Below are 23,103 nucleotides of genomic sequence, written 5' to 3' on the forward strand. Positions count from 1 at the left end.
TCCACGGACGGCTCCCTTGTTTGAGATCTCAACGAACTCATTCTGGCACATCCGATGCCGTCGGGCGCCGTCCACCCCATCATGCCGTGACGTCAGCCGAAGAATACAGCGGCTCAGAACGGCGCTTGTATCCGCAACTGTGCCAGCTACCCTTCAGCCATGACCGGCTATACCTACATGACCGCGAGCCAGAAGCGCGGCACGATCTACATCGGCGTCACCAACGATCTCGGCCGCCGCATGCCGGAGCACAAATCCGCCCAAGGTTCGCACTTCACCGGCCGCTACGGCGTGCAGCGCCTGGTCTGGTACGAGGAACATTTCGACATTCGTGACGCCATTCAGCGCGAGAAGTCGCTGAAGCGCTGGCCGCGCCAATGGAAGATCGAGCTGATCGAGAAGACCAACCCAGAGTGGTTCGAGCTTTTTCGCGGAACGGGGTGGTAGTTCGGTTCTGGTCCGCAGGCGCACTGCCGCGAGGTAACGGCATGGATCCCAGGGTCTGCGCCGCGTCGCTTCGCTCCTTGCTCCGCCCTGGGATGACGAAGTGGAGGGGTGTTCGGCCAATCTCGAGAGCTTGTAATTCGCCATCAATCGTCGTCCGATACACCGGACGCGCTGCCCCTCTCCGATATCAGCGATTAGCCTTCAGCCATCCTACCTTCGTCCTAGGGCGGAGCAAGGAGCGAAGCGACGCGGCGCAGACCCTAGGATGCTATGCCGTTAGCTTCGAGCGTCGCAGCTTCCGCTGAACACCAACAGACCGATCAGCAGAACGCGTTCAATGTGCATCCCGCTCGATCCAATGGTATCAAGCCGTCGCCTTGGCTTTCCTGCCCCGGCCCTTGACGGGCGTGGGCGGGGGGGCTTTGCGGCCGAGACCGATCGCCTTGGCCAGCTGCGAACGCGAGGCCGCGTAGTTGGGGGCGACCATCGGGTAGTCCGACGGCAGGCCCCATTTGGCGCGATAGGCGTCGGGCGTCAGCCCGAAATGAACGCCGATATGGCGCTTCAAGGATTTGAACTTCTTGCCGTCCTCGAGACAGATGATGTAGTCCGGCGTCACCGATTTCTTGGGATTGACGGCAGGCGTCAGCGGCGCGGCGACCGGCACTGCCGGTTGCCCGAGCCCGCCTATGGCAGCGCTGACGCTGGCGATGAGATCGCCGAGGCCGGAAGCCGGCAAGCGGTTCTTCTCGACGTATGCGGAGACGATATGGGCGGTCAGCTCGAGCAGGTCGATGTCTTTGCGAGCGTTGTTGTTGTCGTCGGTCAATCTATCTCTCCGTCCATGGGGGTCGCAGAAATTTCTAGTCGGCAAATCTGCGCAATGCAATGACGCCGCACCACGTCACACATTATTTTGAATAATAATACTAACGGCAGCGCGGGATTAACAACCCTGAGCCGGTGCTCGATAATATCAGACAATCAGCAATATCAAATAATCAGGGATTTGTCGCGCCATAGTCGAAATCCGCCCTCGAAGGCGCGTGTGTTGTCGCCGCGTCTGCAATCGGCGGGCAAGTCGGTGAGTTCGTCGACATTGCCGCCGCCGATGACCACGTAATCCGGCTGCATGGCGGCGCGAAGCCGGTCGACCACGTCGAAGACGTGTTTGCGCCATTTCTTCTTGCCGCGCTTTTGCAGGCCGCGTTCGCCGACATAGTCTTCGAAACTGCCGCGCTTCTTGTAGGGAAGATGGGCAAGCTCCATCGGCTGGGCAACGTTATCAACGATCATCGCGGCCCCCAGGCCGGTGCCGAGGCCAAGGAACAGCATGCGGCCGCCCTCATAACTGCCGATGGCCTGCATGAGCGCATCGTTAACGACCTTGACCGGTTTGCCGAACTCGGCGGCGAAATCGCAGCCGACCCAGCCCTTGCCGAGATTGGCGGGTTCGGTCAGCGGCCGGTTGTGGTGCACCGGGCCCGGATAGCCCATCGAGACGACATCGTAGTGCAGCCCTTCGGCGAGCGTCTTCACCGCCGCGACCATCTGCTGCGGCGTAAGCTCCGGTCCGGAAGCGGTCTTGCGCTCGTCGCCGCCGGCGCTGGTGCGGATCTTGACGTGCGAGCCGCCGATATCGATCGCAAGCACGATCTTTTCTTCCTCCGATGCCGGTTGCTTCACCGCCTTGGCCATCGCTTTCGCCTCCCAGAACTCATTTCGCTGGATTGATCCAGCCGTTCGGCGGCCCGAATCCAGCCATGGCTTCGGCCGGCCCCCACGTCTTTGGCGCGTAGACAGGGGGCGGCGTGGTGTCGCCGAGCACCGGGCCGACGATGCGCCAGGCGAGCTCGCTGGCGTCCTGGCGGGTGAACAGCTGGCCGTTGCCGTTCATGGCGTCGCCGATCAACCGCTCGTAAGGCGGCATGTCGCCCTTCGAATCGTCCAGCGCGGTGAGCTCGACCTGCTCACCGACCATGTCATCGCCGGGCGCCTTGCGCCGGGCTCCGATCGAGATTGCCACCTGAGGATCGATGCGGAAGCGCACGTGATTGCAGTCGCCGGGCTTGATCGGATCGAAGACGTCGAGCGGCGGCCGCTTCAGCCGCACGATGACCTCGGTGGCGTGCACCGGCAGGGATTTGCCGGCGCGAATGAAGAACGGCACATCCTGCCAGCGCCAGGTATCGACGAAAAAGCGCACCGCCGCGAAGGTCTCGACCGGCGAGTTCGGCGCCACGCCCGGCTCGTTGAGATAGCCGTCGAACTGGCCGCGCACCACATCGTCCCTGGTCAGCGTCCGGATCGCCCGCAGGACCTGCACCTTCTCGTCGATGAGATCGTCGGCCGAGCGGCCGACCGGCGGTTCCATGGCGAGCAGCAAGAGGATGTTGAGCAGATGGTTTTCGATGACATCGCGAATGCAGCCGACCTCGTCATAGAAGCGGCCGCGGCCCTCGACACCGAAATCCTCGGCCATGGTGATCTGCACGCTCTCGACGTAATTGCGGTTCCAGATCGGCTCGAGGAAGGAGTTGGCGAAGCGGAAATAGAGCAGGTTCTGGATCGCCTCCTTGCCGAGATAATGGTCGATGCGAAAGATCGACTTCTCGTCGAAGACCAGATGCAGCACCCGGTTCAGCCAGCGCGCCGATTGCAGATCGTGGCCGAACGGCTTTTCCACCATCAGGCGCGCGCCCTGGGCGGCGCCCGACTGCTCCAGCCCCTGGACGACCACCTCGAACATCGCCGGCGGCACCGCCAGATAGTGCAGCGGCCGCTCAGCGCTGCCGAGCGCGGTCTTCAGCTTCTCGAAGGTCGCAGGCGCCCGATAGTCGCCGCTGACATAGCGCAGCAGCGATGCAAGCCTGGCAAAGATCTTGTCGTCGATGCTGCCCAAGGCGTTGACGATGCCGTCGCGGGCGCGCGCCTGCAGCTTGGCGAGGTCCCAGGGATCGAAGGCGACGCCGATCACCGGCTCGTTCAGCGTCCCTTTGGCCACCATGGCGTAAAGGGCGGGGAAGATCTTCTTGTGGGCGAGATCGCCGGTGGCGCCGAAAAGCACCAGCGTGTCCGATCGTTCCTGGCTCATGGGCGTGCCTCCCTGTCGCCCGTCACAAGCCGGCCTTGGGTTTTTCGACATGGCCGCCAAAGGCATAGCGCATGGCGGACAGAAGCTTGTCGGCGAATTCGGATTCGCCTTGCGAGGAGAACCTGTCGAACAGCGCCGAGGACAGCACCGGCGCCGGCACGCCGGTGTCGATCGCCGCCTTCAGCGTCCAGCGGCCTTCGCCGGAATCCGAGACCCGCCCGCCGAACTGCGTCAACGACGAATCGGCCTTCAGTACGCCGGCCGTCAGGTCGAGCAGCCACGAGCCGATGACGCTGCCGTGCCGCCAGACCTCGGCCACTTCAGCGATGTCGATGTCGAACTGGTAATATTGCGGGTTTTCGAGCGGGCTGGTTTCGGCGTCGGCGGTGCGCTGCCGTTTGCCGGCATTCGCCGATTTCAGGATGTTCATGCCTTCGGCATAGGCGGCCATGACGCCATATTCGATGCCGTTATGGACCATCTTGACGAAATGGCCGGCGCCGCTCGGCCCGCAATGGAGATAGCCGAAGGGAGCGGTTCCGGCGTCCTTGGCAGGGGCAGGCGAAGCGGCGTCGGCGCCGGGCGCCAGCGTTGCAAAGACCGGATCGAGATGCTGGACCGCGCTGTCGGGGCCGCCGATCATCAGGCAGTAGCCGCGCTCGAGGCCCCAGACACCGCCGCTGGTGCCGACATCGACATAGCTCAAGCCTTTCAAGGCGAGGCGCGCGGCGTGGTCGACGGCCTCGTGATAATAGGAATTGCCGCCGTCTATGATGATGTCGCCCGGCTCCATCAGGGCAGCCACCTGGTCGACGATCTTGCCGGTGATCGCCGCCGGCAGCATCAGCCAGGCGCTGCGCGGCTTCGCCAGCTTGCCGACGAACTCCTCCATCGAGGCGGCTCCGACCGCGCCGGCGCTCACAAGCGCGGCGACGCTCGCCGGGTTAATATCGTAGACGACGCATTCGTGGCCATCACGCAGCAGGCGCCGAACCATGTTGGCGCCCATCCGGCCCAGTCCCATCATTCCTATCTGCATGGTCTCGTCCTGCCTTACTTGAGGGATCGATGATCTAGTGGCGCTGTGATTGAAGCATGATCTTTTCCGAAAACCGGTCTCCACTTTGCGGGATCATGCTCTATCCGGTATCGCCGATGCCGACAGAAAAGCCAGCATTCTCCCAATGGCCGCTATCGGGCCAGAAGAAAGTGAAGACAATGCTATTGCCCGGGCTATTGCCCGGAGCAATCTCGGCAACCTGCAATTCCGCAAGATGGATGCCGAAAGCATTCGCGCTGGTCTCGGTGTCATGGACGGTTGCCCAATTGTCGCTGCTCCAATGAACCACCGCCCGGGCCAGAAGTTCGATGCGCAGCGCCTTGCCTGCCGGGATGGTACGGATCTTGTGGTTGAAGCGCCATGCCCTGAAGCGCGACACCGTCCTGCCCTCGATATAGCGCTTGACGCCTTGCGGCGGCATGTCGAACACCGTGCCGTCGCGCAGCGACCGCAGCAGCTTGATGTGCTCGGAATGCGCCCAGACCAGCGGCTTGGCGCTGCCGGAGGGCCCGCCATGCCGCAATTCGCGCTCCGGCATGTCGGGACCGTCCCAGACCTGCTCCGGTAGCAGGCCGCCCGGTCCGGCAGAGTTCTCGAACGTCCTGAGCAGGCTTGCCGCACTATCCCTACGGCCTGCCGCCAGCTCGTAATGAGCGCGCTCGCCGACCAGCAGCGGCCAGGGCCGGCCCCGGCCGGTTCCATCGAAGGGCGCGCCGTCGGCATGCTCGCCATAGCCATCGCCATTGTAGCGGTACCAGAGCGGGCCCTGCGGCAGTTCGCAGCGCAATTGCGCGTCGATGACCTTGACCGTGTCGAGGATGCGCGGATCGTCGGCTGCCCGCAAGCCGAAGCGGACCAGCGCCAGCGCATCGGGGCTGACGATCGCCTTGGCCGGCCGGTCCGTATCCGCCGGCGGGCGGTTCTTGATCGGGACGTAGCCGTCTTTCGGCGATGCCGCGCCGGCTTTGTCGGGCGGCGCAATGCGGACATAGTGGCCCTCGACGCCGGCTTCATCGCCCGAGGAGCTACCGGCGACGTAGGTCCAGCGTTCGATCTGATCGTTCCAGACATCGGCGGTTTCGCGCAGATAGTTTGCCGGCTCTGTTTTGCTGGCGGCATCGAACATGTCGGCAGCCGCTAGCAATGCGGCGATCTCGACCGCAAGTGTGAACGGGCTGTAGCCGGCGTCTTCTTCCCAGCGGTCCTCGCCGGTGACCGGGCCGTTGCGCACGACATAGGCGGCAGCGCGCTCGATCATCGGCATGAACGAGGAGAGTGCGGCAGGCGGCAAATGCCCGGCGCGGCGCAGTGCGTCGGCAAGCAGCAGCGGGAAGGCGCATTCGTCCATCTGGATGCCCGGCCAATAGGCCGATCCGTCGAGCCAGGCGTTCTGCGGCCAACGGCCGTCCGGCTCCTGGATCGCGCGCAGATAGCCAAGGATGCGCAAGGCTTCCGCCGGGTCGCCGGCGGCGAGGAAGCCGCCGGCGGTTTCGACCAGATCGCGCGGCCAGACCAGGTGATAGCCGCCGAGGTCGTCGTCGCCCTTGTTGAAGCCCCACGGGATCGACAGGCTGGCAACGGCTGCTCCGGCAGACGAGCGGTGTGCCGCCAGCACCGCCGTGCTGAGGCGGTAGCTGTTGAGGCCGGACGCCGCATGCCGGTCCAGCGGCAGCAATCCGGCCTGCCATTTGCGCCATTTGTCGACGTAGGATCTGGCTGCGGGCCCAAAACCTTGCTTCAGGCTGGCGAAAGCAGTTTGCGCCGCCTGTTGCGGCGTCGCGCCGAAGCCCAGTGCCAGCAATATTTTTGGGTTCGCAGCCGAAAAGGCGATCTCGCCGGTCAGCGCGACATTGCCGTCCTCGGCCCTGCGGCAGGCCGGATCGAGCCGGCCGCCTTGACGAAGCTGCTGCCAGCCGTCGGAGACGCCGACATAGCCGGCCGAGCACACCTTCCACGGCAGCGACGAGGCGAGCGCCAGGCAGGTGCCGCGTCCCGATGCAAACAGGACAGGCTGTCCTTCATGGTCGTCGATCCAGGCGGTGTTGCCCATGCCGGCGTTGACGAGGTGCGGTGCCAGCAGCGCGTAGACGCGGTAGTCGGCGGCCGCGCCTTTGAGCGGCGTGAACATAATCTCCTGCAGCAAGACGGGACGTTCCGGATCCGTCAGGATGCGCTTTTCGATCCTGTAGGTTCCATCGCTTGCGGTGTTGACCAGCCGGTAGGCAGGCACCCCGTCCGCCAGGGGTTCGATACTGTGTTCGGCGTCGCGTTTTTCTTCCGAGAAATAGCCGTCGGGTCCGGTGACGATCAGCCCCAGATCGCGGGTGCAGGCGCTATCGAGGCGCGGGTAGTAGATCTCGTTGAGGATACCGTGGCTGATGGTGAACCAGATCGGGCAGGCCGGCGAGAGCGCGGTGCCGACGCCGCTCTTGGCGCTCGACGTCCAGCGTGCCGGAATGCCGGGTGCACCCGGGGCAAGGTTCGTTGCCATTCAATCGGTCTCCAGTGCCATCCCTAGACCAGGAGTCGAACCGGTTTCAATGATTGCACCGCAAGTTGATCGCCGGCCATGGATTGCTGTTGACAGCTTGCCGCCTATCTGCATTTGTCTGATAATAGATAAAAAACAAGATTGTGAGCGTATCAGCCAATACCCACCAGCCAGCCATTAACCACCAGTAAGACAGCAACTCACGGGAGGAGTATGACATGAGGAAAATATTCGTTTTGGGGGCTCTTGCGGCGATGCTCGCCGCAGGTACCGCGTTTGCCGACACCAGCGGCAAGAAAATCGCCTTCTCCAACAATTACGCCGGCAATTCCTGGCGGCAGGCGATGCTGGACAGCTACGCCATCGTTACCAAGAAGGCGGTTGCCGACAAGGTGGTCGGCGCCGCGGACGTCTTCACGACGGCCGACAAGGAAGTGCCGACGCAAGCAGCCCAAGTGCAGAACCTGATCCTGCAGGGCTATGACGCGATCGTCATCAACGCGGCGTCTCCGGATGCGCTCAACGGCGCCATCAAGCAGGCCTGCGACGCCGGCATCGTCGTCGTCTCCTTCGACGGCATCGTCACCGAACCCTGCGCCTACCGCGTCGTCGTCGACTTCAAGGACATGGGCAAGCAGGAAGTCGAGCAGATGGCCAAGTTCCAGCCCAAGGGCGGCAACCTGCTGGAAATCCGCGGCCTCGCCGGCACCTCGATCGACGATGCCATCCATGCCGGCATCCTCGAAGGCGTCGCTGCCCATCCCGAGTTCAAGATCGTCGGCTCGGTGACCGGCGACTGGGACCAGACCACGGCACAGAAAGCCGTAGCGACGATCCTGCCTTCGCTGCCGGATGTTGTCGGGGTCGTCGACCAGGGCGGTGACGGCTACGGCGCGGCGCAGGCTTTCGCCGCCGCCGGCAAGCCACGCCCGACCATCATCATGGGCAATCGCCAGGACGAGTTGCAGTGGTGGAAGGAGCAGAAGGAAAAGGACGGTTACCAGACCTGGTCGGCATCGATCGCACCGGGCGTATCGACGCTTGCCTTCTGGGTGGCGCAGCAGGTGCTCGACGGCCGCACCGACGTGCCGCACGACCTGCTGGTGCCCTATCTTGCCTTCACCCAGGACGATTTCGAGGCCGCGCTGCCGAAGATTCCGAAGGGCGGCGTCGCCAGCCACGAATACACGCAGGAAGACGCCGTCGCGGCGATCAAGGCCAACATCAAGTGAGCATGGCGCTATTGTTGCCGCCACGGATAACCGGGTATCGTTGAGGGATGCCCGAGGCCAATGCAGACATCATCATGCCGGACGGCGCCGAAAAGCTTTTCGGCGCCGTCAGTTTTGACATCATAAGACTGGACGGAGCCGAAAAACATTTCGGCGCCGTCAGGGCGCTCGCCGGTGTCGATTTCAGCGTTCGTGCCGGAGAATGCGTCGGTCTCGTCGGCCATAACGGCGCCGGAAAATCGACGCTCATGCATATGGTGGCGGGCACGCTTGCCCCCGACAGCGGGCAGATCGCGGTCCGCGGCGGTGTCGAGGCAAGTTATTCGGTGCCGCGCGCGCAGCAGCTCGGCATACGCTGTGTGTTCCAGGAGCTGTCGCTCTGCCCGAACCTCAGCGTCGCCGAGAACACGCGGATCAACCACGCGTCGCTGCATGGCTTCGGCTGGCGGCGCAAAGTGGCCGATCTGATCGCTGCCAAGCTCGACGAGATCTTCCCCGGCCACAGCATCTCGGCATCCGACATCGTCGGTGATCTTTCCATCACCAGCCGGCAGATGGTGGAGGTGGCGCGCGCCTTCACGGTCACGCAGGAGCCGCTTGAGCTGGTTATCCTCGACGAGCCGACATCCTCGCTCGACGCGCATACCGCCGGCCAGCTGCTGGCGTTCGTGCGCCGCTTCATCGCCGCCGGCAAGAGCTGCATCCTGATCTCGCATGTGTTGGGCGAAGTGCTCGGAAATGCCGACCGGATCGTGGTGATGCGCGACGGCAAAGTGGTCTCCGCCGGGCAGGCCGACGCCTTCGACCGCGACAGGCTGGTGACGGCGATGGGCGGAGCGGAGGCGCGCGAGAAGACCGCCGCAGAGATTGCGAGCGGCAAGCCGGAGCCCGGTCCGCTGCGGGTCCGGGCGCGCCCGGCGCGACAGCAGGACGGCAACGAGCTCGTCGCCCGTGCCGGTGAGATCATCGGCCTTGCCGGACTTGCCGGGCATGGGCAGACCGATCTTTTGCTGGCTATCTTTGCTGCGGCTTCCCGTGCCAAGACCGGCATCGAGGTCACCGCGCCGGTGGCGCTGGTTGCCGGCGACCGCCAGTCGGACGGGATTTTTCCGCAATGGTCGATTGCCGAGAACATCGGCATCCGTTCGCTGGCGCGATTGCGCAACGGCCTCTTGATCTCGCCGCAGCGCGAAGCCGAGCTCGCCGAGTTGTGGCAGCGGAAAATCGGCATCCGTACGCCCGACATGAACAACAACATCTTCTCGCTGTCCGGCGGCAACCAGCAGAAGGCGCTGTTCGCGCGGGCGCTCGGCTCCGACGCCAAGATCGTGCTGATGGACGATCCGATGCGCGGCGTCGACATCGGCACCAAGCTCGAAGTCTACGACCTGGTGCGCGAGGAGGCTCGCCATGGCCGCACTTTCCTCTGGTACACCACCGAAACCGAAGAGCTCGACAATTGCGACCACATCTATGTGTTCAAGAACGGCCGGATCGTCGCCAACCTTCGTCGCGACGAACTGACGGAGGAAAAGATCATCCAGTCGTCGTTCGGCGATGCGGCCTGAGATGACAGCGGTATCCGTCGAGAATGGGCTAAAATCTTCGGCTCGCGCCACCAGGCGGGCGCGCATGCTGCGCAGCCTGCTGCCGGCACTGTCGCTGGCGCTGGTGCTCATCGCCATCGCCTGGCTCAACCCGCGCGCCATCAGCTATTTCGGTTTCAGCCTGATGCTCAATCTGGCGATCCCGATCGCTCTGGCGACGATCGCGCAGATGTTCGTCATCGCCGGCAACGAGCTCGATCTGTCGATCGGCACCTTTGTCGGCTTCGTCGGCTGCGTGACGGCGACATGGCTGAAGGACGCGCCGCTGCTCGGCGTCGTGATCCTGCTCGGGTCGATCGGCGTCTACGCGCTGCTCGGCGCGCTGATCCATCTGCGCAACCTGCCCTCTATCGTGGTGACGCTCGGCATGAGTTTTGTCTGGCAGGGCATGGCCATCCTCATCCTGCCCAAGCCCGGCGGCAAGGCGCCGGACTGGCTGCTGGCGCTGATGGCCTTCAAGCCACCCTTCATTCCGTTCCCGATCATCGCGGCATTGCTGATCGCAGCCGTCGTCCACTTTGGCCTGATGCGAACCTCCTACGGCGTCATCCTGCGTGGATCGGGCGGCAATTCAGCCGCACTCAAGCGCGCCGGCTGGTCGCTGCTGCGCACCAAGATCGCGCTGTTTGCGCTGACCGGCCTGTTCGGCGTTTTGTCCGGCATGGCGCTGATCGGCATCACCACCTCGGCCGATGCCAATATCGGCAATGGCTACACGCTGCTTTCGATCGCCGGCGTCATCCTCGGCGGCGGCGAGTTCGTCGGCGGCCGGGTGTCGCCGATCGGCGCCGTCATCGGCGCGCTGACGCTGGCGCTGGCGGCATCGCCGCTCTTGACGTTCATGCACATTCCGCCCGACTGGCAGGTGGCCGCCAACGGCGCCATCCTGATCATCGTGCTGGCGGCGCGGGTGCTGATCAGCCGCAGGGAGAGGTGAGCATGGCATCGCTGCGGACACTGCTCGCCAGACCCTGGATCTGGTCGTTCTTCGGGGCGCTGCTGGTGTGGCTGGCGACCATCGCCTTCACCGGCGGCTATGGCGGCGGCGGCATGATCACGGCGGCGCTGTCGCTCGCCGTCTTCACCGTCATCGTCGGCGTCGGCCAGATGTTCGTCATCACGCTCGGGCCGGGCAATGTCGACCTGTCGCTGCCGGCCAATATCGGCCTTGCCAGCGCCGTCGCCATGAAGGTCATGGACGGCAATGATGCGATGATCGCGGTCGGCCTGCTGGCAGCGCTGGCCTGCGGCATGGCGATCGGCGCCGTCAACTACCTGCTGATCTGGGCGCTGCGCATTCCGCCGATCATCGCGACGCTATCGGCCAGCTTCGTCATCCAGTCGGTCGATATCAGCTATGGGCGGGGCCTGCAGATCAAGCCGCCGCCGGGCTTTGCCGATTTCACCAACTGGCAGATCTTCGGCATTCCGGTGCTGGCGATCCTCACCGTGCTGTTCACCATCGGCGCCGGCATCGTTTTGCAGCGCATGATCTACGGACGCTCGGTGCTGGCGATCGGCCAGAACATCCGCGCTGCCTGGCTGGCCGGCGTCAATGTCGGCCGCACCCGCTTCCTCACCTACACGCTGTCGGGCGCGCTCGGCGGCCTCGACGGCGCACTGCTCGCCGGCTATTTCCGCGGCGCCAATGTCGATATCGGCAATGAGTATCTGCTGGCCTCGATCGCCGTCGTCGTCATCGGCGGCACGTCGGTGGCGGGCGGCAAGGCCAATGTGCCGGGGGTCTGGGGCGCGGCACTGTTCCTGGTGCTGCTGTTGACCATGCTCAACACGTTCGGCGTGAGCGTCGGCGTCCGCCTGGTGCTGACCGGGCTGATCATCGTCGGCGTCATCACCGCCGCCGGTGGGCAGAAGGCGCTGCGCTAGCAAGAATCAGGTGAGGGCGATCGATCTTTCGATTTCATTTTTTCCCATTTCGAAGAGCGTTCCCCACGGGTTCTCGAAAAAAGAATGCTGTCAAGAACGAAGCTGTCTTCTCCGGACACTCCCTTCCTGATGTGCTGGATTTCTTCGCCAGCGCGCAAGCGCCGAATGATTTCGATGCCACGTATTCCGCGTTCTCGAACAGCTTTTTCCCAGAAGTCGTTGCTGAGCGGATTGCGAAATTTCAATTCAAATCGGCCAGTTCCGGACAACACCAGCCGAGACAACTCTTGCAGTCTATCGACCGTCGTGCGGACCGCCCATTTGATCGCTGTCGTTCTCACATAGAGGTCAAGATCCAGTAGGCAGTTCGCCAAAGCCTTGGCGATCGCTTCGTCGTAGTAGCCGGACGTAGACATGTAATTCACGAAGGCAACTCGGCAATCGGGGAGGGGGTCGCTTGCAAACTCCGTTGCCGGTATCTTCAGGACTTCGACTGCTTCGCCCAACTCGCCAAGGCAGTAAGCCGCGCGGAGCCGGTCGCTGGATTTCTCGGACTGCATGAGGCCGACGAGAAATTCCAGATCAACTCCTCGCCTCCATCTCCTTAGGAGTTCCTGCCCGGCTCTGTAGCTTAGATCGTGGTCATGATCGCCGTACCGGGCTTCGTCCATAAGAACGGCAGTGGACTCTCCCGCTAATTCTTTGGTCATTCCTGGTGTTGGCGACGGCCAAAATGTTGGTTGTGTTCGAATCGATACTCTCTACATCCAAAGCGACGTCGTCAATCGTTACCCGCCGGCTGACTCCACCGGCCGGTCCTGACGACCGATCGAACCGACGAAAACACCGGTTTCCATGAGAGCATTGGCGCTGTAAAGCCAATCGCGCCTTCGCCAGCATCGTTTGCAAGAGGTTTGCGTGTCCGATTTCGTCAGCACTACAAGGCACGGCAACGTCGCGGTGGTGAGCATCGACAATCCGCCGGTCAACGCGCTGAGCTTCCATGTGCGCGAGCCGCTGATGCAGGCGCTCGTTTCCCTGCGCGACGAGCCGTCGGTCGGAGCAATTGTGATAGCATGCGCCGGGCGGACCTTCGTCGCCGGCGCCGACATCACCGAATTCGGCAAGCCGGCGCGGCAACCGGACCTGGGCGCCCTAGTCGCCATGCTGGAAACCATCGCCAAGCCGACGGTCGCGGCCATTCACGGCACTGCGCTCGGCGGCGGCCTGGAACTGGCGCTCGGCTGCCATTTCCGTGTTGCCGACCGAGCGGCAAGGCTCGGCCTGCCGGAAGTCAAGCTCGGCCTGCTGCCGGGGGGCGGCGGCACGGTTCGCCTGCCGCGCCTGGTTGGTCCGCTGAAGGCACTCAACATGATCGTTTCGGGAACGCCGATCGGTGCGGCCGAGGCGCTCGCCGCCGGCCTGGTGGATGCCGTCTTCGATGGCGACCTGACCGCGCAAGCGGTGAGTTTCGCCAGCGAAACGGCCGCGAAAGGCGGTCCGTTCACACCGGTGCGCGACCGCAATGATCGCCTCGACCAGGCCGACTTGCCGGCGTTCGACAAGGAAGCGGCAGTGCTTGCCGGCAAAGCACGCGGCCTCGAGGCGCCGATCGCCTGTGCGCAGTCGGTCCGCAACGCCCTGACGCTGCCCTTCGACGAAGCGCTGGCGGCGGAGCGCGACCTGTTCGTCAAGCTTGTCGGCGGGGACCAATCACGCGCGCAGCGGCATTTGTTCTTCGCTGAACGTGAGGCGGCAAAGATTGCCGGCAAGGACGTCGTCAGGCGCAAGATCGCCCGGGTCGGCGTCATCGGCGCCGGCACGATGGGCGGCGGCATCGCCATGGCGTTCGCCAACGGCGGCGTCCCCGTGACCTTGCTGGAAGCGACGCACGAGGCTTTGCAGCGCGGGCTGGCGACGATCAACAAGAATTATGCCGTTTCCGTCATCCGCGGCTCGCTGAGCGAAGACGCCAAGCGCGAGCGGCTGGATTTGTTCAGGGGCAGCACCGACTATGCCGACCTCGCCGATTGCGACCTGATCGTCGAGGCCGTGTTCGAGGAAATGGCGGTCAAGAAGGAGGTATTCGGCAGGCTGGATGCCGTGGCCAAACCGGGCGCGATCCTCGCTACCAACACCTCCTATCTCGACGTCAGCGAAATCGCCGCTTCGACGTCGCGGCCGCAAGATCTCCTCGGCATGCATTTCTTTTCGCCGGCTAACGTCATGAAGCTTCTGGAAATCGTCCGCGCCGACAAGACTTCGCCCGACGTGCTGGCGACCATCGTCGATCTGGCACGGCGGATCGGCAAGGTGCCGGTCGTCGTCGGCGTCTGCCACGGCTTCGTCGGCAACCGCATGCTGGCGGCGCGCGGTGCGGAACTGGAGACGCTTCTGCTGGAAGGCGCAATGCCGCGCCAGGTCGACCAGGTGTTCACCGATTTCGGCTGGCCAATGGGGCCGTTCGAGATGAGCGATCTCGCCGGCCTCGACATAGGCTGGCGCAACCGCAAGGCGCGTGGCCAGACGGCCGTGATCGCCGATGCGTTGTGCGAACAGGGACATTTCGGCCAGAAGACCGGCAGCGGCTTCTATCGCTACGAAGGCGGTTCGCGCACGCCGCTGCCCGATCCCGATGTCGAGGCGCTGATCCGCAACAAGGCTGCCGAGCGCGGTGTTGCACCGCGCGCGATCGGCGCCGAGGAGATCATCGAGCGGACGCTCTATCCGATGATCAACGAGGGCGCCAAAATCCTCAAGGAAAAGATTGCCGCCCGCGCCTCCGATATCGACGTCGTCTGGGTCAACGGCTACGGCTACCCGGTCGGCAAGGGCGGGCCGATGTTCTGGGCGAGCCTCGAAGGCGTGGACAAGATCATCCGGCGGCTGGATCACTGGCACCAGCAGACCGGCAAGGATGTCTTTCGAGTGGCACCCCGGCTCAGGCAGATGGCCGAAACCGATTCCTGGGACGGCGCTGCCGGCTGAACTTGGGACTACCGAATCCGTGCGTCCATGATCTCGACAAAACGCGCGAACAGACCCGCCTGCGACTTTATCTTGAGCTTGCGGTAAATGTTGCGGCGATGAACTTTTACGGTTCCCGGCACGATGCGCATCGCCCTGGCAATCGATTCCGTGGAATGGCCCTGAAGCACCAGATCGACGACATGCTGCTCGCGCGGCGTGAGCGAAAGGCTCTTCCAGATGTGAGCACGTTCGAACTCACTGACCGGAGCAATCGCCTCGTCTTGCTTCGTCCCAACCGGTCCGTCAGCCGGAAGGGTAGGCCAGCGCAGCCTGACGAGGCTGATCACCGCAGGCGCCATGTCGCGCAGCAACCTGGCATCGGCGGTTCCGAACGGCCCCGAAGCGCGCAATCGCATTAGCGAGACCACCAGCGCGTCCTTTCCCGGCAGCGGCACGAAAAAGCCGACCTCCTCCGCAAGCCTGGTCTGGCTGTAATAGGAGCGGTAATATTCGCTGGCATAGAAGCGATCCGGCGCCAATTCGCGCATGCGCCAAAAGCCTTCCTTGCGCTCGACTGCCGCATGGTGGAACGGATCGAGCAGATAAGGCCCTTCCTGATAGAGCGCGACGAAGACGTGGCTTTCGGCCGGCGAGAATGTCTCGAACAGCAGCGGCGGGCGTGAGGCGCCGCGATAGCCGAAGATCACGCAATGATCGAAGCTGACATGCTGGCGGAGCCAGGCGACCATCGCCTTGCCGAAAAGCTCGCCGCTCGTCTCCCGCGTCGCTGCGATGAGCGCAGCGAGCCGGCTGTATTCATCCCTGCGTGAAACGCCCAATTCATACCCCTCCAGACGAGAAAATAGATGAAATATACCACCTGGGAGGTATATACTAGCCGCCATTGGCTCTGATAGCGTTTCGAGACCAACTAGCCGCTGGAGCCCGCAGCTTTGACCGCAGTGCCCGACATCGAGTTTCGCGGGGTCACCAAACGCTACGGCAGCGTGATCGCGGTCAGCGGCATCGATCTTGCCATCCCGCCGTCTGCCTTTGTCGCGTTGCTCGGGCCGTCCGGCTGCGGCAAGACAACCTGTTTGCGCATGATCGGCGGTTTCGAACAGCCAAGCGAAGGTGTGGTATTCATCCGTGGCCGCGACATGGCCGGCACGCCGCCCTATCGGCGGCCGGTCAACATGGTGTTCCAGCAATATGCGTTGTTTCCGCATCTGGATGTGGCGGACAACGTCGCCTATGGCCTACGCCAGGCGCGGCCGCGCCTGTCGTCGCGGGAGATCAGCCTGAAGGCAGGCGAGGCGCTCGCCATGGTTCGGCTTGCCGGCTATGGACGCCGCAAGATCCATGAGCTTTCCGGCGGCCAGCAGCAGCGTGTCGCCCTGGCGCGGGCGCTGGTCAACAAGCCGGCGGTGCTGCTGCTCGACGAGCCCCTGGCGGCGCTCGACAAGAAGCTGCGCACCGACATGCAGATAGAGCTGCAGAACCTGCAGCGCGAGATCGGCATCACCTTCGTCCTGGTCACCCACGATCAGGAAGAGGCACTGTCGATGAGCGATTTCGTCTGCGTCATGAATGGCGGGCGCATCGTCCAGCTTGGGCAGCCGAGCGAAATCTACGACGAACCCGCCGACCTCTTCGTCGCCGATTTCGTCGGCAAGACCAATCTCTTGAGCGGCAAGGTCGTCGGGCTCTCGGGCAAGCTCGTCGAGGTAGCGCTTGCCGACGGCACCGTCATCGCCGCGCGCAAGCGCACTTCGCTAGCCCAGGGCGAAGCCGTCTCGGTAAGCCTGCGTCCTGAATCCTTAAGTCTCGGCGCGCCCGGAAGCGGCCGGCTGAACGGGCTTGTCCGCAACCGGATCTTTCTCGGTTCCACCGCGGAATATGCAATCGAGGTCCAAGGCATCGGGACGCTGCTCGCCAAGGCCGATCATCTGGTTGGCGGTGGAAATCTCTTCAAGCCGGGTGAACCCGTCGCCGTCGGCTTTACAGCCGGAACGCCGCTGGCGTTTCCGGAGAATAACGGGACCAACCAGAGGGAAAACAAAAATGTCGAAATCGTATCGTGACGGACTGCCGATAAGCCCTGAAAAATTCGTCGACCAGTTGATGCGCCTCAAGCGCGGTTCCATCGGCCGCCGCGAGTTCCTTGGCCTCACCGGCCTAGGCATCGCAACGGCAGTAATGGCCCGCGAACTCGGCATCATGCCGTCGCCAGCCTTCGCCCAGGAGGGGCTTGGCGACCGCATGTCGATTGCCACCTGGCCCAATTATCACGACCCGGCGACGTTCGAGAATTTCAAGGCCGAAACCGGCGTTGCCGTCGAGGTGAACGTGTTCGGGTCAAACGAGGAGATGCTGGCCAAGCTGCAGGCCGGCGCCTCGGGCTGGAGCCTTTTCGTTCCGACCAACTACACGATCTCGACTTACAAGAAGCTTGGCATCATCGAAGCGCTGGATATGGCCAAGCTTGCCAATTATGACGGCTCGCAAGAAGACCCGCGCTTCACTGGGGAAGGCACCATCGACGGGGTGACCTACGCTGTGCCGAAGAATTGGGGCACCACCGGATTTGCCGTCAACACCAAGAAACTGACCAAGCCGATGACGAGCTGGAAGGAATTCTGGGACACGGCCATGGCGGAGGGCGACGGCCGGACCATGGTTCATGATTACCAGCTGACCACGATCGGCAACGCGCTGAAATATTTCGGCTTCTCGTTCAACTCGCTGAGGCCGGAGGAACTCGCCAAGGCGGAGGAATTGCTGCTGAAGGTCAAGCCGCATCTGTTCGCGGTCTCTAGCGACTACCAGCCGTCGATGCGTGCCGGCGACGCGTGGATGACGATGTGCTGGACCAATGACGGGGCGCAGCTCCACCGCGACATCCCCGAAATCGCCTACGTGCTTGGCAAGGAAGGCGGCGAGATCTGGACCGACTTCTACGCAATACCCAAGGATGCGCCGAACAAGCCTGCCGGCTATGCCTTGCTCAACTATTTGATGAACCCGAAAGTCGCGGTCAAGGAGCACCTGGCCAACGGTGCGCCTTCCACCGATGCGCGGGTCAATGCGCTGCTGCCCAAGGAGGTGCTGGACAATCCGATCCTCTATCCGGCGGCGGATCTGCTGAAGCCGCTCGAATTCGGTGCGGCTGCGACGCTAACCGATCCGGGCCGGGCCGAATTGATGGCACGCTTCAAGTCGGCTTGAACCGGGCAGGCCACAGGCTCGATGCAGGCAACTCCCCGGCGGACAGATGTCCGCCGGCACCCGGGCGGTTTTTTCAATGCGCAGCAACGTCCTCCGTCACAATCTCCTGACCGCCCTGCTGCTCGGTCCAGCAACGGCGTGGCTGGTGGTGTTTTTAGTTTTGCCGTTCGTGGCGATTGCCGTTTTCAGCGTCGGCGAGCGGGCGCCGGAAGGCGGCTATCAGGCCGCTTTCACCTTGGCGCAGTTTGCCAATCTTCCGGCGCGGGCGACCGCCTTCTGGAACACCATGGTGCTGGCGCCGGCGGGCGCACTGGCCTGTCTTCTCGTTGCCTATCCGGTCGCCTATTACCTCGCTTTGCGCGCACCCGAACGGTGGCGGCTGATCCTGCTGGCGCTTGTCGTCATCCCGTTCTGGACCAGCCTGCTGATGCGAACCTATGCCTGGATGTATGTGCTTGGCGGGCGCGGCATCCCAGCTCTGCTGGCCTATGTCGGGATGGAGGACGTGCGGCTGATCAACACGCCGGGAGCGGTTCTGCTCGGCATCGTCTATGGTTATCTGCCGCTGATGATCCTGCCGATCTATGTCAGCCTCGAGCGGCTCGACCGCCGGCTGCTGGAGGCCTCCGCCGATCTCGGCGCGACGCCGATCTCGACATTCCTCGGCGTGACGCTGCGGCTGTCGCTGCCAGGTGTGATGACCGGCTTCTCGCTGGTCATGATCCTGCTGCTCGGCGAATATCTGATCCCGACGCTACTCGGCGGCGGCAAGGTCTTCTTCATCGGCAACGCGCTGGTCGATCTGTTCCTGCAATCGCGCAACTGGCCATTCGGATCGGCAATCGCCATCACACTTGTGGCGGTTTCAGTGGTCGTGCTGCTTGCCGCGAACCGCATTTCGACCCGGCTTTCGGGTGCCCGCCGGGTGGACCTGATCTGATGCGTGCCTTCGTCGTTGCGGTCTTTGCCTTTCTCTACCTGCCGATCGCGCTGGTGGTGCTGTTTTCGTTCAACGCCGGCCACCACGCCAGCGAGTTCACTGGCTTCTCGGTGCAATGGTACGGCAAGGCCCTGGCAAACCCGTTCCTGGTCGAAGCGCTGAAGAACAGCCTGTTCATCGCCACGACCAGCGCCTTGCTGGCGGCGCTGTGCGGCACGGCGGCCGCGCTTGGCCTGGCGCGTGTCGGCGCGCGGACGCGAGCCGTGTTCGATGCGCTTTTGGGTGCTGCGATCGTCGTTCCTGGTGTCGTCATCGGCATCTCGACGCTGGTCGCGCTGGTCCAGCTATTCGGGGTGGTCAACCCGTTTGTCGCTTCGCTGTGGCCGAACGACCAGCCACCGCGCCTGGCGCTCGGCTATGGCTCGATCATCGCCGCGCACGGGCTGTTTTCGATGGCGCTGGTGGCGATGATTGTCGGCACGCGCCTCGGCAGCCTCGACCGCAATCTGGTCGAGGCCTCGAGCGATCTTTACGCTACCCCGCTGACGACGTTCCGCAGCATCGTGTTGCCGCAGATCATGCCGGCGGTGATCGCCGGCTTCCTGCTCGCCTTCACATTCTCCTTCGACGATTTCATCGTCGCTTTCTTCGTCGCCGGCGCACAGACGACATTGCCGATCTATGTCTTCGCCTCGATCCGGCGCGGGGTCACGCCGGAGATCAATGCCATCGCGACGATCGTGCTCGTCGCCTCCGTTCTGCTCGTGGTGCTTGCCCAATGGCAACTGCGGCAACGAAAACCATCACACTGAAAGATAGAAAACATGATTCTGAGAGATCGCATCGCCGTGGTGACGGGTGCCGGGTCGGGGATCGGGCGTGCCGGCGCCATGAGGATGGCCAGGGAAGGCGCGCTCGTGGTGATCGCCGACAGGGACCAGGCGGCGGGGGAAGCAACCGCTTCCGACATTCGTGCGGCCGGCGGTCGGGCCGAGGCCATCGCCACCGACGTCGGCGAGGATGCGGCGGTCGAGCAGCTCATTGCGGGAACGCTGGGCCGGCATCGACGGATCGACATCCTGCACAATCATGCCGGGATCCAGGTCGGCGGCACGCTGACCGAAGTCGGCGCCGACGGCATGGATGCCTCCTGGCGGATCAATGTGCGGGCGCAGTTCCTCGCGGCCAGGCTGGTCATGCCGTCGATGATCGCGCAAGGCGGCGGGGTGATCCTGAATACCGCCTCCAATTCGGGTGTGTTCTACGACCGCGAAATGATTGCCTACGCAACGTCAAAACATGCAGTGGTGGCGATGACCCGGCAGATGTCGCTCGACTATGCCAAACACAATGTCCGCATCAACGCGCTGTGCCCCGGCTGGGTCGATACGCCCTTCAACGAGCCGTTCATCGCGCAGATGGGCGGGCGGGCGGCGATCGAGAACTATGTCCGCACCAAAATTCCCATGCAGCGCTGGGCCAGCGCGGAGGAAATCGCCGAAGCGATCCTGTTCCTCGTCTCCGACCGCTCGTCCTTCATGACCGGTCAGGCGCTGGTGATCGACGGTGGAGAAAGCATCGGCTGATCCGCCGCTCCCGGTGGGCGGCAGCTGAAATTCTCTTTGGCCTAACGGTCGGCGGCGAGATGTGCTTTCGTCTCAAGGAGAATGCGGCCAACATGGCTGGGTCGGGAGCAGAAATCATCAGCGCAAACGGGAAGGCTGCATAATGGCCGAGGCCTATATCTGCGACTACATCCGCACGCCGATCGGACGCTTCGGCGGTTCGTTGTCGGCGGTCCGTGCCGACGATCTCGGCGCGATACCTCTGAGGGCGCTGGTCGAGCGTAATTCGGGCATCGACTGGGCCGCCATCGACGATGTCGTCTATGGCTGCGCCAACCAAGCCGGCGAGGACAATCGCAATGTCGCGCGCATGGCGCTGCTGCTGGCCGGCCTGCCCAAGGAGGTTTCCGGCTCGACCGTCAATCGTCTCTGCGGTTCGGGCATGGATGCGGTGATAATTGCTGCCCGCGCCATCAAGGCCGGCGAGGCGGAGCTGATGATATCAGGCGGCGTCGAATCGATGAGCCGCGCTCCGTTCGTGCTGCCGAAGGCAGAGACCGCCTTTTCGCGCAATGCCGAGATTTACGACACCACGATCGGCTGGCGCTTCATCAATCCGCTGATGAAGAAGCAATACGGCGTCGATTCGATGCCGGAGACCGGCGAGAACGTGGCGGAAGAGTTCGCTGTCTCCCGCGCCGACCAGGACGCATTTGCCGTGCGCAGCCAGGACAAGGCTGTAGCCGCACAAGCCAATGGCCGGCTGGCAAAGGAAATCACGCCGGTGACGATCGCGCAGCGCAAGGGCGATCCGGTCGTTGTCGACAGAGATGAGCATCCCCGCGGGGGCACGACGGTCGAGGCGCTGGCCAAATTGCCGACGCCCTTCAGGCAAGGCGGTACGGTCACGGCCGGCAACGCGTCGGGCGTCAATGACGGCGCGGCGGCGCTGATCGTCGCCTCGGAAACCGCCGTGAAAAGATACGGGTTGACGCCGATCGCCCGTATTCTCGGTGGTGCCACCGCCGGCGTCGCTCCGCGCATCATGGGCATCGGTCCGGTGCCGGCCACGCAGAAGCTGTGTGCCCGGCTCGGCCTGGAGCCGCAACAGTTCGATGTCATCGAGCTCAACGAGGCCTTTGCCTCGCAAGGCATCGCCGTGCTGCGCCAGCTCGGCATTGCCGAGGATGCGGCGCACGTCAACCCGAATGGTGGCGCCATCGCGCTCGGCCATCCGCTCGGCATGTCCGGCGCGCGCATCACCGGCACGGCGGCATTGGAACTGCGCGAACGCGGCGGCCGCTACGGCCTCGCCACCATGTGCATCGGGGTCGGCCAGGGGATCGCGGTGGCGCTGGAGAGATTGTGAGCAAGCGTCGATTTGCCGGGCCATTTAATGGCGCGTTCCGCCCACTCAAATTTGACCATGTGGACAAAAGCCGGGCACCGCTCCATAGTTCCTTCGCCGATATTCCAGAGAAGAGAGCCGGCTCGACACGGCGCCAATCAGAGGGGCATGCAATGGACAACGGGAAGAGCAGAATCCAATCGAAACGCGAAGGGCTTTCGCGACGCAACGTGCTGGAGCTGGGCGCGCTCGGCCTAGCGGCAGCGATGCTGCCTGGCAGCGCCTTTGCCAAGACCAAGAAGCTGAAAGTGGCGGCGATCTTCGCCACGCCGATCGAGGAGCCGTGGGACAACCAGATCCATGTTGCCCTGCAGAAGGCCGAGAAGGAACTCGGCATCGAATACAAATGGTCGGAGAAGGTGCAGACCGCCGATTTCAGCCGCGTCATGCGCGAATATGCGCAAGGCGGCTATGAGCTGGTGCTGGGCGATGCCTTCGCCGCCGAGCGCGAATCGCGCAGGACCGCCAAGCAGTTCCCGAAGACCGCCTTCCTGTTCGGCTCCGGCGCCGGGCCGGCCGAGCCGAATTTCGGCGTTTTCGACAACTGGATCCATGAGCCGGCCTATCTGTCCGGCATGATCGCCGGAAAGATGTCGAAATCGGGCACGATCGGCGCCGTCGCGGCGATGGGCATTCCGGAAGTGAACCGGCTGGTCAACGCCTTCTTTGCCGGCGCAAGGGAGGTCAATCCCAACATCAAGAAGAAGGTCGCCTTCATCGGCTCGTTCTTCGATCCGCCAAAGGCAAAGGAAGCGGCTGTCGCCCAGATCGACGCAGGCGTCGACGTCATCTATGCCGAGCGCTTCGGCGTCATCGAAGCGGCGGCGGAGAAGAAGATCCTCGCCATTTCCAACATGTCGGACCAGTCGAGCCTCGGCCCCGACACGGTGATCACCGGGCCGGTCTGGGATATGTATCCGACCGTCGAGCAGGCGATCAAGCTGGTCAAGGCCGGCGTCTTCACCGCGCAGGATTACGGCGATTTCTCGCGCATGGCCAAGGGCGGCTCCTACCTCGCGCCCTACCACAAGTTCGACAAGACGCTGCCGGCCGAGGTCAAGGAACTGGTCGAGAAGAAGAAGGCCGAGATCCTCGACGGCAATTTCCGCGTCGACGTCGATGAGAATACGCCGGTCTCGGACTGAGCGGCGCATCCCTCCCCCTTGAGGGGAGG

20 protein-coding genes are annotated in these 23,103 nt (G+C 63.6%); 13 read left to right on the forward strand and 7 right to left on the reverse strand.

Annotated features, from left to right (window positions below; all coding sequences use genetic code 11):
- The first annotated feature begins 159 nt into the window (after positions 1 to 159).
- Positions 160 to 447: a GIY-YIG nuclease family protein gene (locus NKH16_RS09705; RefSeq protein ID WP_352750783.1), complete on the forward strand. Its 288-nt coding sequence runs from the start codon at positions 160 to 162 to the stop codon at positions 445 to 447.
- 364 nt (positions 448 to 811) lie between these two features.
- Here NKH16_RS09705 and NKH16_RS09710 read toward each other — a convergent pair whose 3' ends face one another.
- From NKH16_RS09710 to NKH16_RS09730, 5 genes are all read right to left on the reverse strand, one after another.
- Complete coding sequence (locus NKH16_RS09710) at positions 812 to 1,276, reverse strand: Ros/MucR family transcriptional regulator (RefSeq protein ID WP_352451311.1); 465 nt, start codon at positions 1,274 to 1,276, stop codon at positions 812 to 814.
- 164 nt (positions 1,277 to 1,440) lie between these two features.
- Positions 1,441 to 2,145, reverse strand: coding sequence for an ROK family protein (locus NKH16_RS09715; protein WP_352623014.1), 705 nt, complete (start codon positions 2,143 to 2,145; stop codon positions 1,441 to 1,443).
- Positions 2,146 to 2,164: 19 nt separating this feature from the next.
- On the reverse strand, positions 2,165 to 3,541 hold the full coding sequence (gene zwf, locus NKH16_RS09720) for a glucose-6-phosphate dehydrogenase (protein WP_352451309.1): 1,377 nt from the start codon (positions 3,539 to 3,541) through the stop codon (positions 2,165 to 2,167).
- A 22-nt stretch (positions 3,542 to 3,563) separates the two neighbouring features.
- The gene (gnd, locus tag NKH16_RS09725) at positions 3,564 to 4,580 is read right to left on the reverse strand and encodes a phosphogluconate dehydrogenase (NAD(+)-dependent, decarboxylating) (RefSeq protein WP_352742809.1); all 1,017 of its coding nucleotides are present in this window, start codon (positions 4,578 to 4,580) and stop codon (positions 3,564 to 3,566) included.
- 100 nt (positions 4,581 to 4,680) lie between these two features.
- Positions 4,681 to 7,092: a glucan 1,4-alpha-glucosidase gene (locus NKH16_RS09730; protein WP_352742811.1), complete on the reverse strand. Its 2,412-nt coding sequence runs from the start codon at positions 7,090 to 7,092 to the stop codon at positions 4,681 to 4,683.
- Positions 7,093 to 7,310: 218 nt separating this feature from the next.
- On the opposite strand from NKH16_RS09730, the gene NKH16_RS09735 reads away from it, so the two are divergent.
- The 4 genes from NKH16_RS09735 to NKH16_RS09750 all read left to right on the forward strand — a co-directional run bounded on the left by NKH16_RS09735 (position 7,311) and on the right by NKH16_RS09750 (position 11,818).
- Positions 7,311 to 8,324 carry an ABC transporter substrate-binding protein gene (locus NKH16_RS09735; protein ID WP_352742813.1) on the forward strand — a complete coding sequence of 338 codons (1,014 nt, stop codon included), beginning with the start codon at positions 7,311 to 7,313 and terminating at the stop codon, positions 8,322 to 8,324.
- Between the two features lie 74 nt (positions 8,325 to 8,398).
- Positions 8,399 to 9,892, forward strand: a complete 1,494-nt coding sequence (locus tag NKH16_RS09740; RefSeq protein WP_352681931.1) for a sugar ABC transporter ATP-binding protein — start codon at positions 8,399 to 8,401, stop codon at positions 9,890 to 9,892.
- 1 nt (position 9,893) lies between these two features.
- Positions 9,894 to 10,868 (forward strand): ABC transporter permease, encoded by a 975-nt coding sequence (locus tag NKH16_RS09745; RefSeq protein ID WP_023678190.1) that lies wholly within the window; start codon positions 9,894 to 9,896, stop codon positions 10,866 to 10,868.
- Positions 10,869 to 10,870: 2 nt separating this feature from the next.
- Positions 10,871 to 11,818 (forward strand): ABC transporter permease, encoded by a 948-nt coding sequence (locus tag NKH16_RS09750; protein WP_352456288.1) that lies wholly within the window; start codon positions 10,871 to 10,873, stop codon positions 11,816 to 11,818.
- Here NKH16_RS09750 and NKH16_RS09755 read toward each other — a convergent pair.
- On the reverse strand, positions 11,815 to 12,528 hold the full coding sequence (locus NKH16_RS09755; RefSeq protein ID WP_352451304.1) for a hypothetical protein: 714 nt from the start codon (positions 12,526 to 12,528) through the stop codon (positions 11,815 to 11,817). The genes NKH16_RS09750 and NKH16_RS09755 overlap by 4 nt on opposite strands.
- 208 nt (positions 12,529 to 12,736) lie before the next feature.
- Between NKH16_RS09755 and NKH16_RS09760 the strand changes: the two genes are divergently transcribed.
- Complete coding sequence (locus NKH16_RS09760; RefSeq protein WP_352451303.1) at positions 12,737 to 14,806, forward strand: 3-hydroxyacyl-CoA dehydrogenase NAD-binding domain-containing protein; 2,070 nt, start codon at positions 12,737 to 12,739, stop codon at positions 14,804 to 14,806.
- An 8-nt stretch (positions 14,807 to 14,814) separates the two neighbouring features.
- On the opposite strand, the gene NKH16_RS09765 is transcribed toward NKH16_RS09760, so the two are convergent.
- A complete protein-coding gene (locus tag NKH16_RS09765; RefSeq protein WP_352451302.1) occupies positions 14,815 to 15,627 on the reverse strand; it encodes a helix-turn-helix domain-containing protein in 813 nt (270 codons plus the stop codon).
- Positions 15,628 to 15,741: 114 nt separating this feature from the next.
- Between NKH16_RS09765 and NKH16_RS09770 the strand changes: the two genes are divergently transcribed.
- The 7 genes from NKH16_RS09770 (at position 15,742) to NKH16_RS09800 (ending at position 23,074) form a co-directional block, all read left to right on the forward strand.
- Entirely contained in the window at positions 15,742 to 16,872 is a 1,131-nt protein-coding gene (locus NKH16_RS09770) for an ABC transporter ATP-binding protein (protein WP_023678187.1), read from the forward strand.
- Positions 16,853 to 18,016, forward strand: coding sequence for an ABC transporter substrate-binding protein (locus NKH16_RS09775; protein WP_352451301.1), 1,164 nt, complete (start codon positions 16,853 to 16,855; stop codon positions 18,014 to 18,016). The genes NKH16_RS09770 and NKH16_RS09775 overlap by 20 nt, the downstream gene beginning before the upstream one ends.
- Before the next feature lie 76 nt (positions 18,017 to 18,092).
- Positions 18,093 to 18,956 (forward strand): ABC transporter permease, encoded by an 864-nt coding sequence (locus NKH16_RS09780; RefSeq protein WP_352451300.1) that lies wholly within the window; start codon positions 18,093 to 18,095, stop codon positions 18,954 to 18,956.
- Positions 18,956 to 19,768, forward strand: coding sequence for an ABC transporter permease (locus tag NKH16_RS09785; protein WP_292657203.1), 813 nt, complete (start codon positions 18,956 to 18,958; stop codon positions 19,766 to 19,768). The genes NKH16_RS09780 and NKH16_RS09785 overlap by 1 nt, the downstream gene beginning before the upstream one ends.
- A 12-nt stretch (positions 19,769 to 19,780) precedes the next feature.
- Positions 19,781 to 20,542, forward strand: a complete 762-nt coding sequence (locus tag NKH16_RS09790; protein ID WP_352742815.1) for an SDR family NAD(P)-dependent oxidoreductase — start codon at positions 19,781 to 19,783, stop codon at positions 20,540 to 20,542.
- Positions 20,543 to 20,684: 142 nt separating this feature from the next.
- A complete protein-coding gene (gene pcaF, locus NKH16_RS09795; RefSeq protein ID WP_352742817.1) occupies positions 20,685 to 21,890 on the forward strand; it encodes a 3-oxoadipyl-CoA thiolase in 1,206 nt (401 codons plus the stop codon).
- A 152-nt stretch (positions 21,891 to 22,042) separates the two neighbouring features.
- The gene (locus NKH16_RS09800) at positions 22,043 to 23,074 is read left to right on the forward strand and encodes a BMP family protein (protein ID WP_352451297.1); all 1,032 of its coding nucleotides are present in this window, start codon (positions 22,043 to 22,045) and stop codon (positions 23,072 to 23,074) included.
- Positions 23,075 to 23,103: the final 29 nt, after the last annotated feature.

Origin of the sequence: Mesorhizobium sp. M1307 (genome assembly GCF_040318155.1) — a bacterium.
In the GTDB taxonomy this organism is placed as follows: domain Bacteria; phylum Pseudomonadota; class Alphaproteobacteria; order Rhizobiales; family Rhizobiaceae; genus Mesorhizobium.

Bases quoted from the DNA above. Each gene is read 5' to 3' on its own strand.
- NKH16_RS09705 (WP_352750783.1), top strand. From the start codon at position 160: ATGACCGGCTATACCTACATGACCGCGAGCCAGAAGCGCGGCACGATC.
- NKH16_RS09715 (WP_352623014.1), bottom strand. From the start codon at position 2,145: ATGGCCAAGGCGGTGAAGCAACCGGCATCGGAGGAAGAAAAGATCGTG.
- zwf (WP_352451309.1), bottom strand. From the start codon at position 3,541: ATGAGCCAGGAACGATCGGACACGCTGGTGCTTTTCGGCGCCACCGGC.
- gnd (WP_352742809.1), bottom strand. From the start codon at position 4,580: ATGCAGATAGGAATGATGGGACTGGGCCGGATGGGCGCCAACATGGTT.
- NKH16_RS09730 (WP_352742811.1), bottom strand. From the start codon at position 7,092: ATGGCAACGAACCTTGCCCCGGGTGCACCCGGCATTCCGGCACGCTGG.
- NKH16_RS09735 (WP_352742813.1), top strand. From the start codon at position 7,311: ATGAGGAAAATATTCGTTTTGGGGGCTCTTGCGGCGATGCTCGCCGCA.
- NKH16_RS09740 (WP_352681931.1), top strand. From the start codon at position 8,399: ATGCCGGACGGCGCCGAAAAGCTTTTCGGCGCCGTCAGTTTTGACATC.
- NKH16_RS09745 (WP_023678190.1), top strand. From the start codon at position 9,894: ATGACAGCGGTATCCGTCGAGAATGGGCTAAAATCTTCGGCTCGCGCC.
- NKH16_RS09750 (WP_352456288.1), top strand. From the start codon at position 10,871: ATGGCATCGCTGCGGACACTGCTCGCCAGACCCTGGATCTGGTCGTTC.
- NKH16_RS09755 (WP_352451304.1), bottom strand. From the start codon at position 12,528: ATGACCAAAGAATTAGCGGGAGAGTCCACTGCCGTTCTTATGGACGAA.
- NKH16_RS09775 (WP_352451301.1), top strand. From the start codon at position 16,853: ATGTCGAAATCGTATCGTGACGGACTGCCGATAAGCCCTGAAAAATTC.
- NKH16_RS09780 (WP_352451300.1), top strand. From the start codon at position 18,093: ATGCGCAGCAACGTCCTCCGTCACAATCTCCTGACCGCCCTGCTGCTC.
- NKH16_RS09785 (WP_292657203.1), top strand. From the start codon at position 18,956: ATGCGTGCCTTCGTCGTTGCGGTCTTTGCCTTTCTCTACCTGCCGATC.
- NKH16_RS09790 (WP_352742815.1), top strand. From the start codon at position 19,781: ATGATTCTGAGAGATCGCATCGCCGTGGTGACGGGTGCCGGGTCGGGG.
- pcaF (WP_352742817.1), top strand. From the start codon at position 20,685: ATGGCCGAGGCCTATATCTGCGACTACATCCGCACGCCGATCGGACGC.
- NKH16_RS09800 (WP_352451297.1), top strand. From the start codon at position 22,043: ATGGACAACGGGAAGAGCAGAATCCAATCGAAACGCGAAGGGCTTTCG.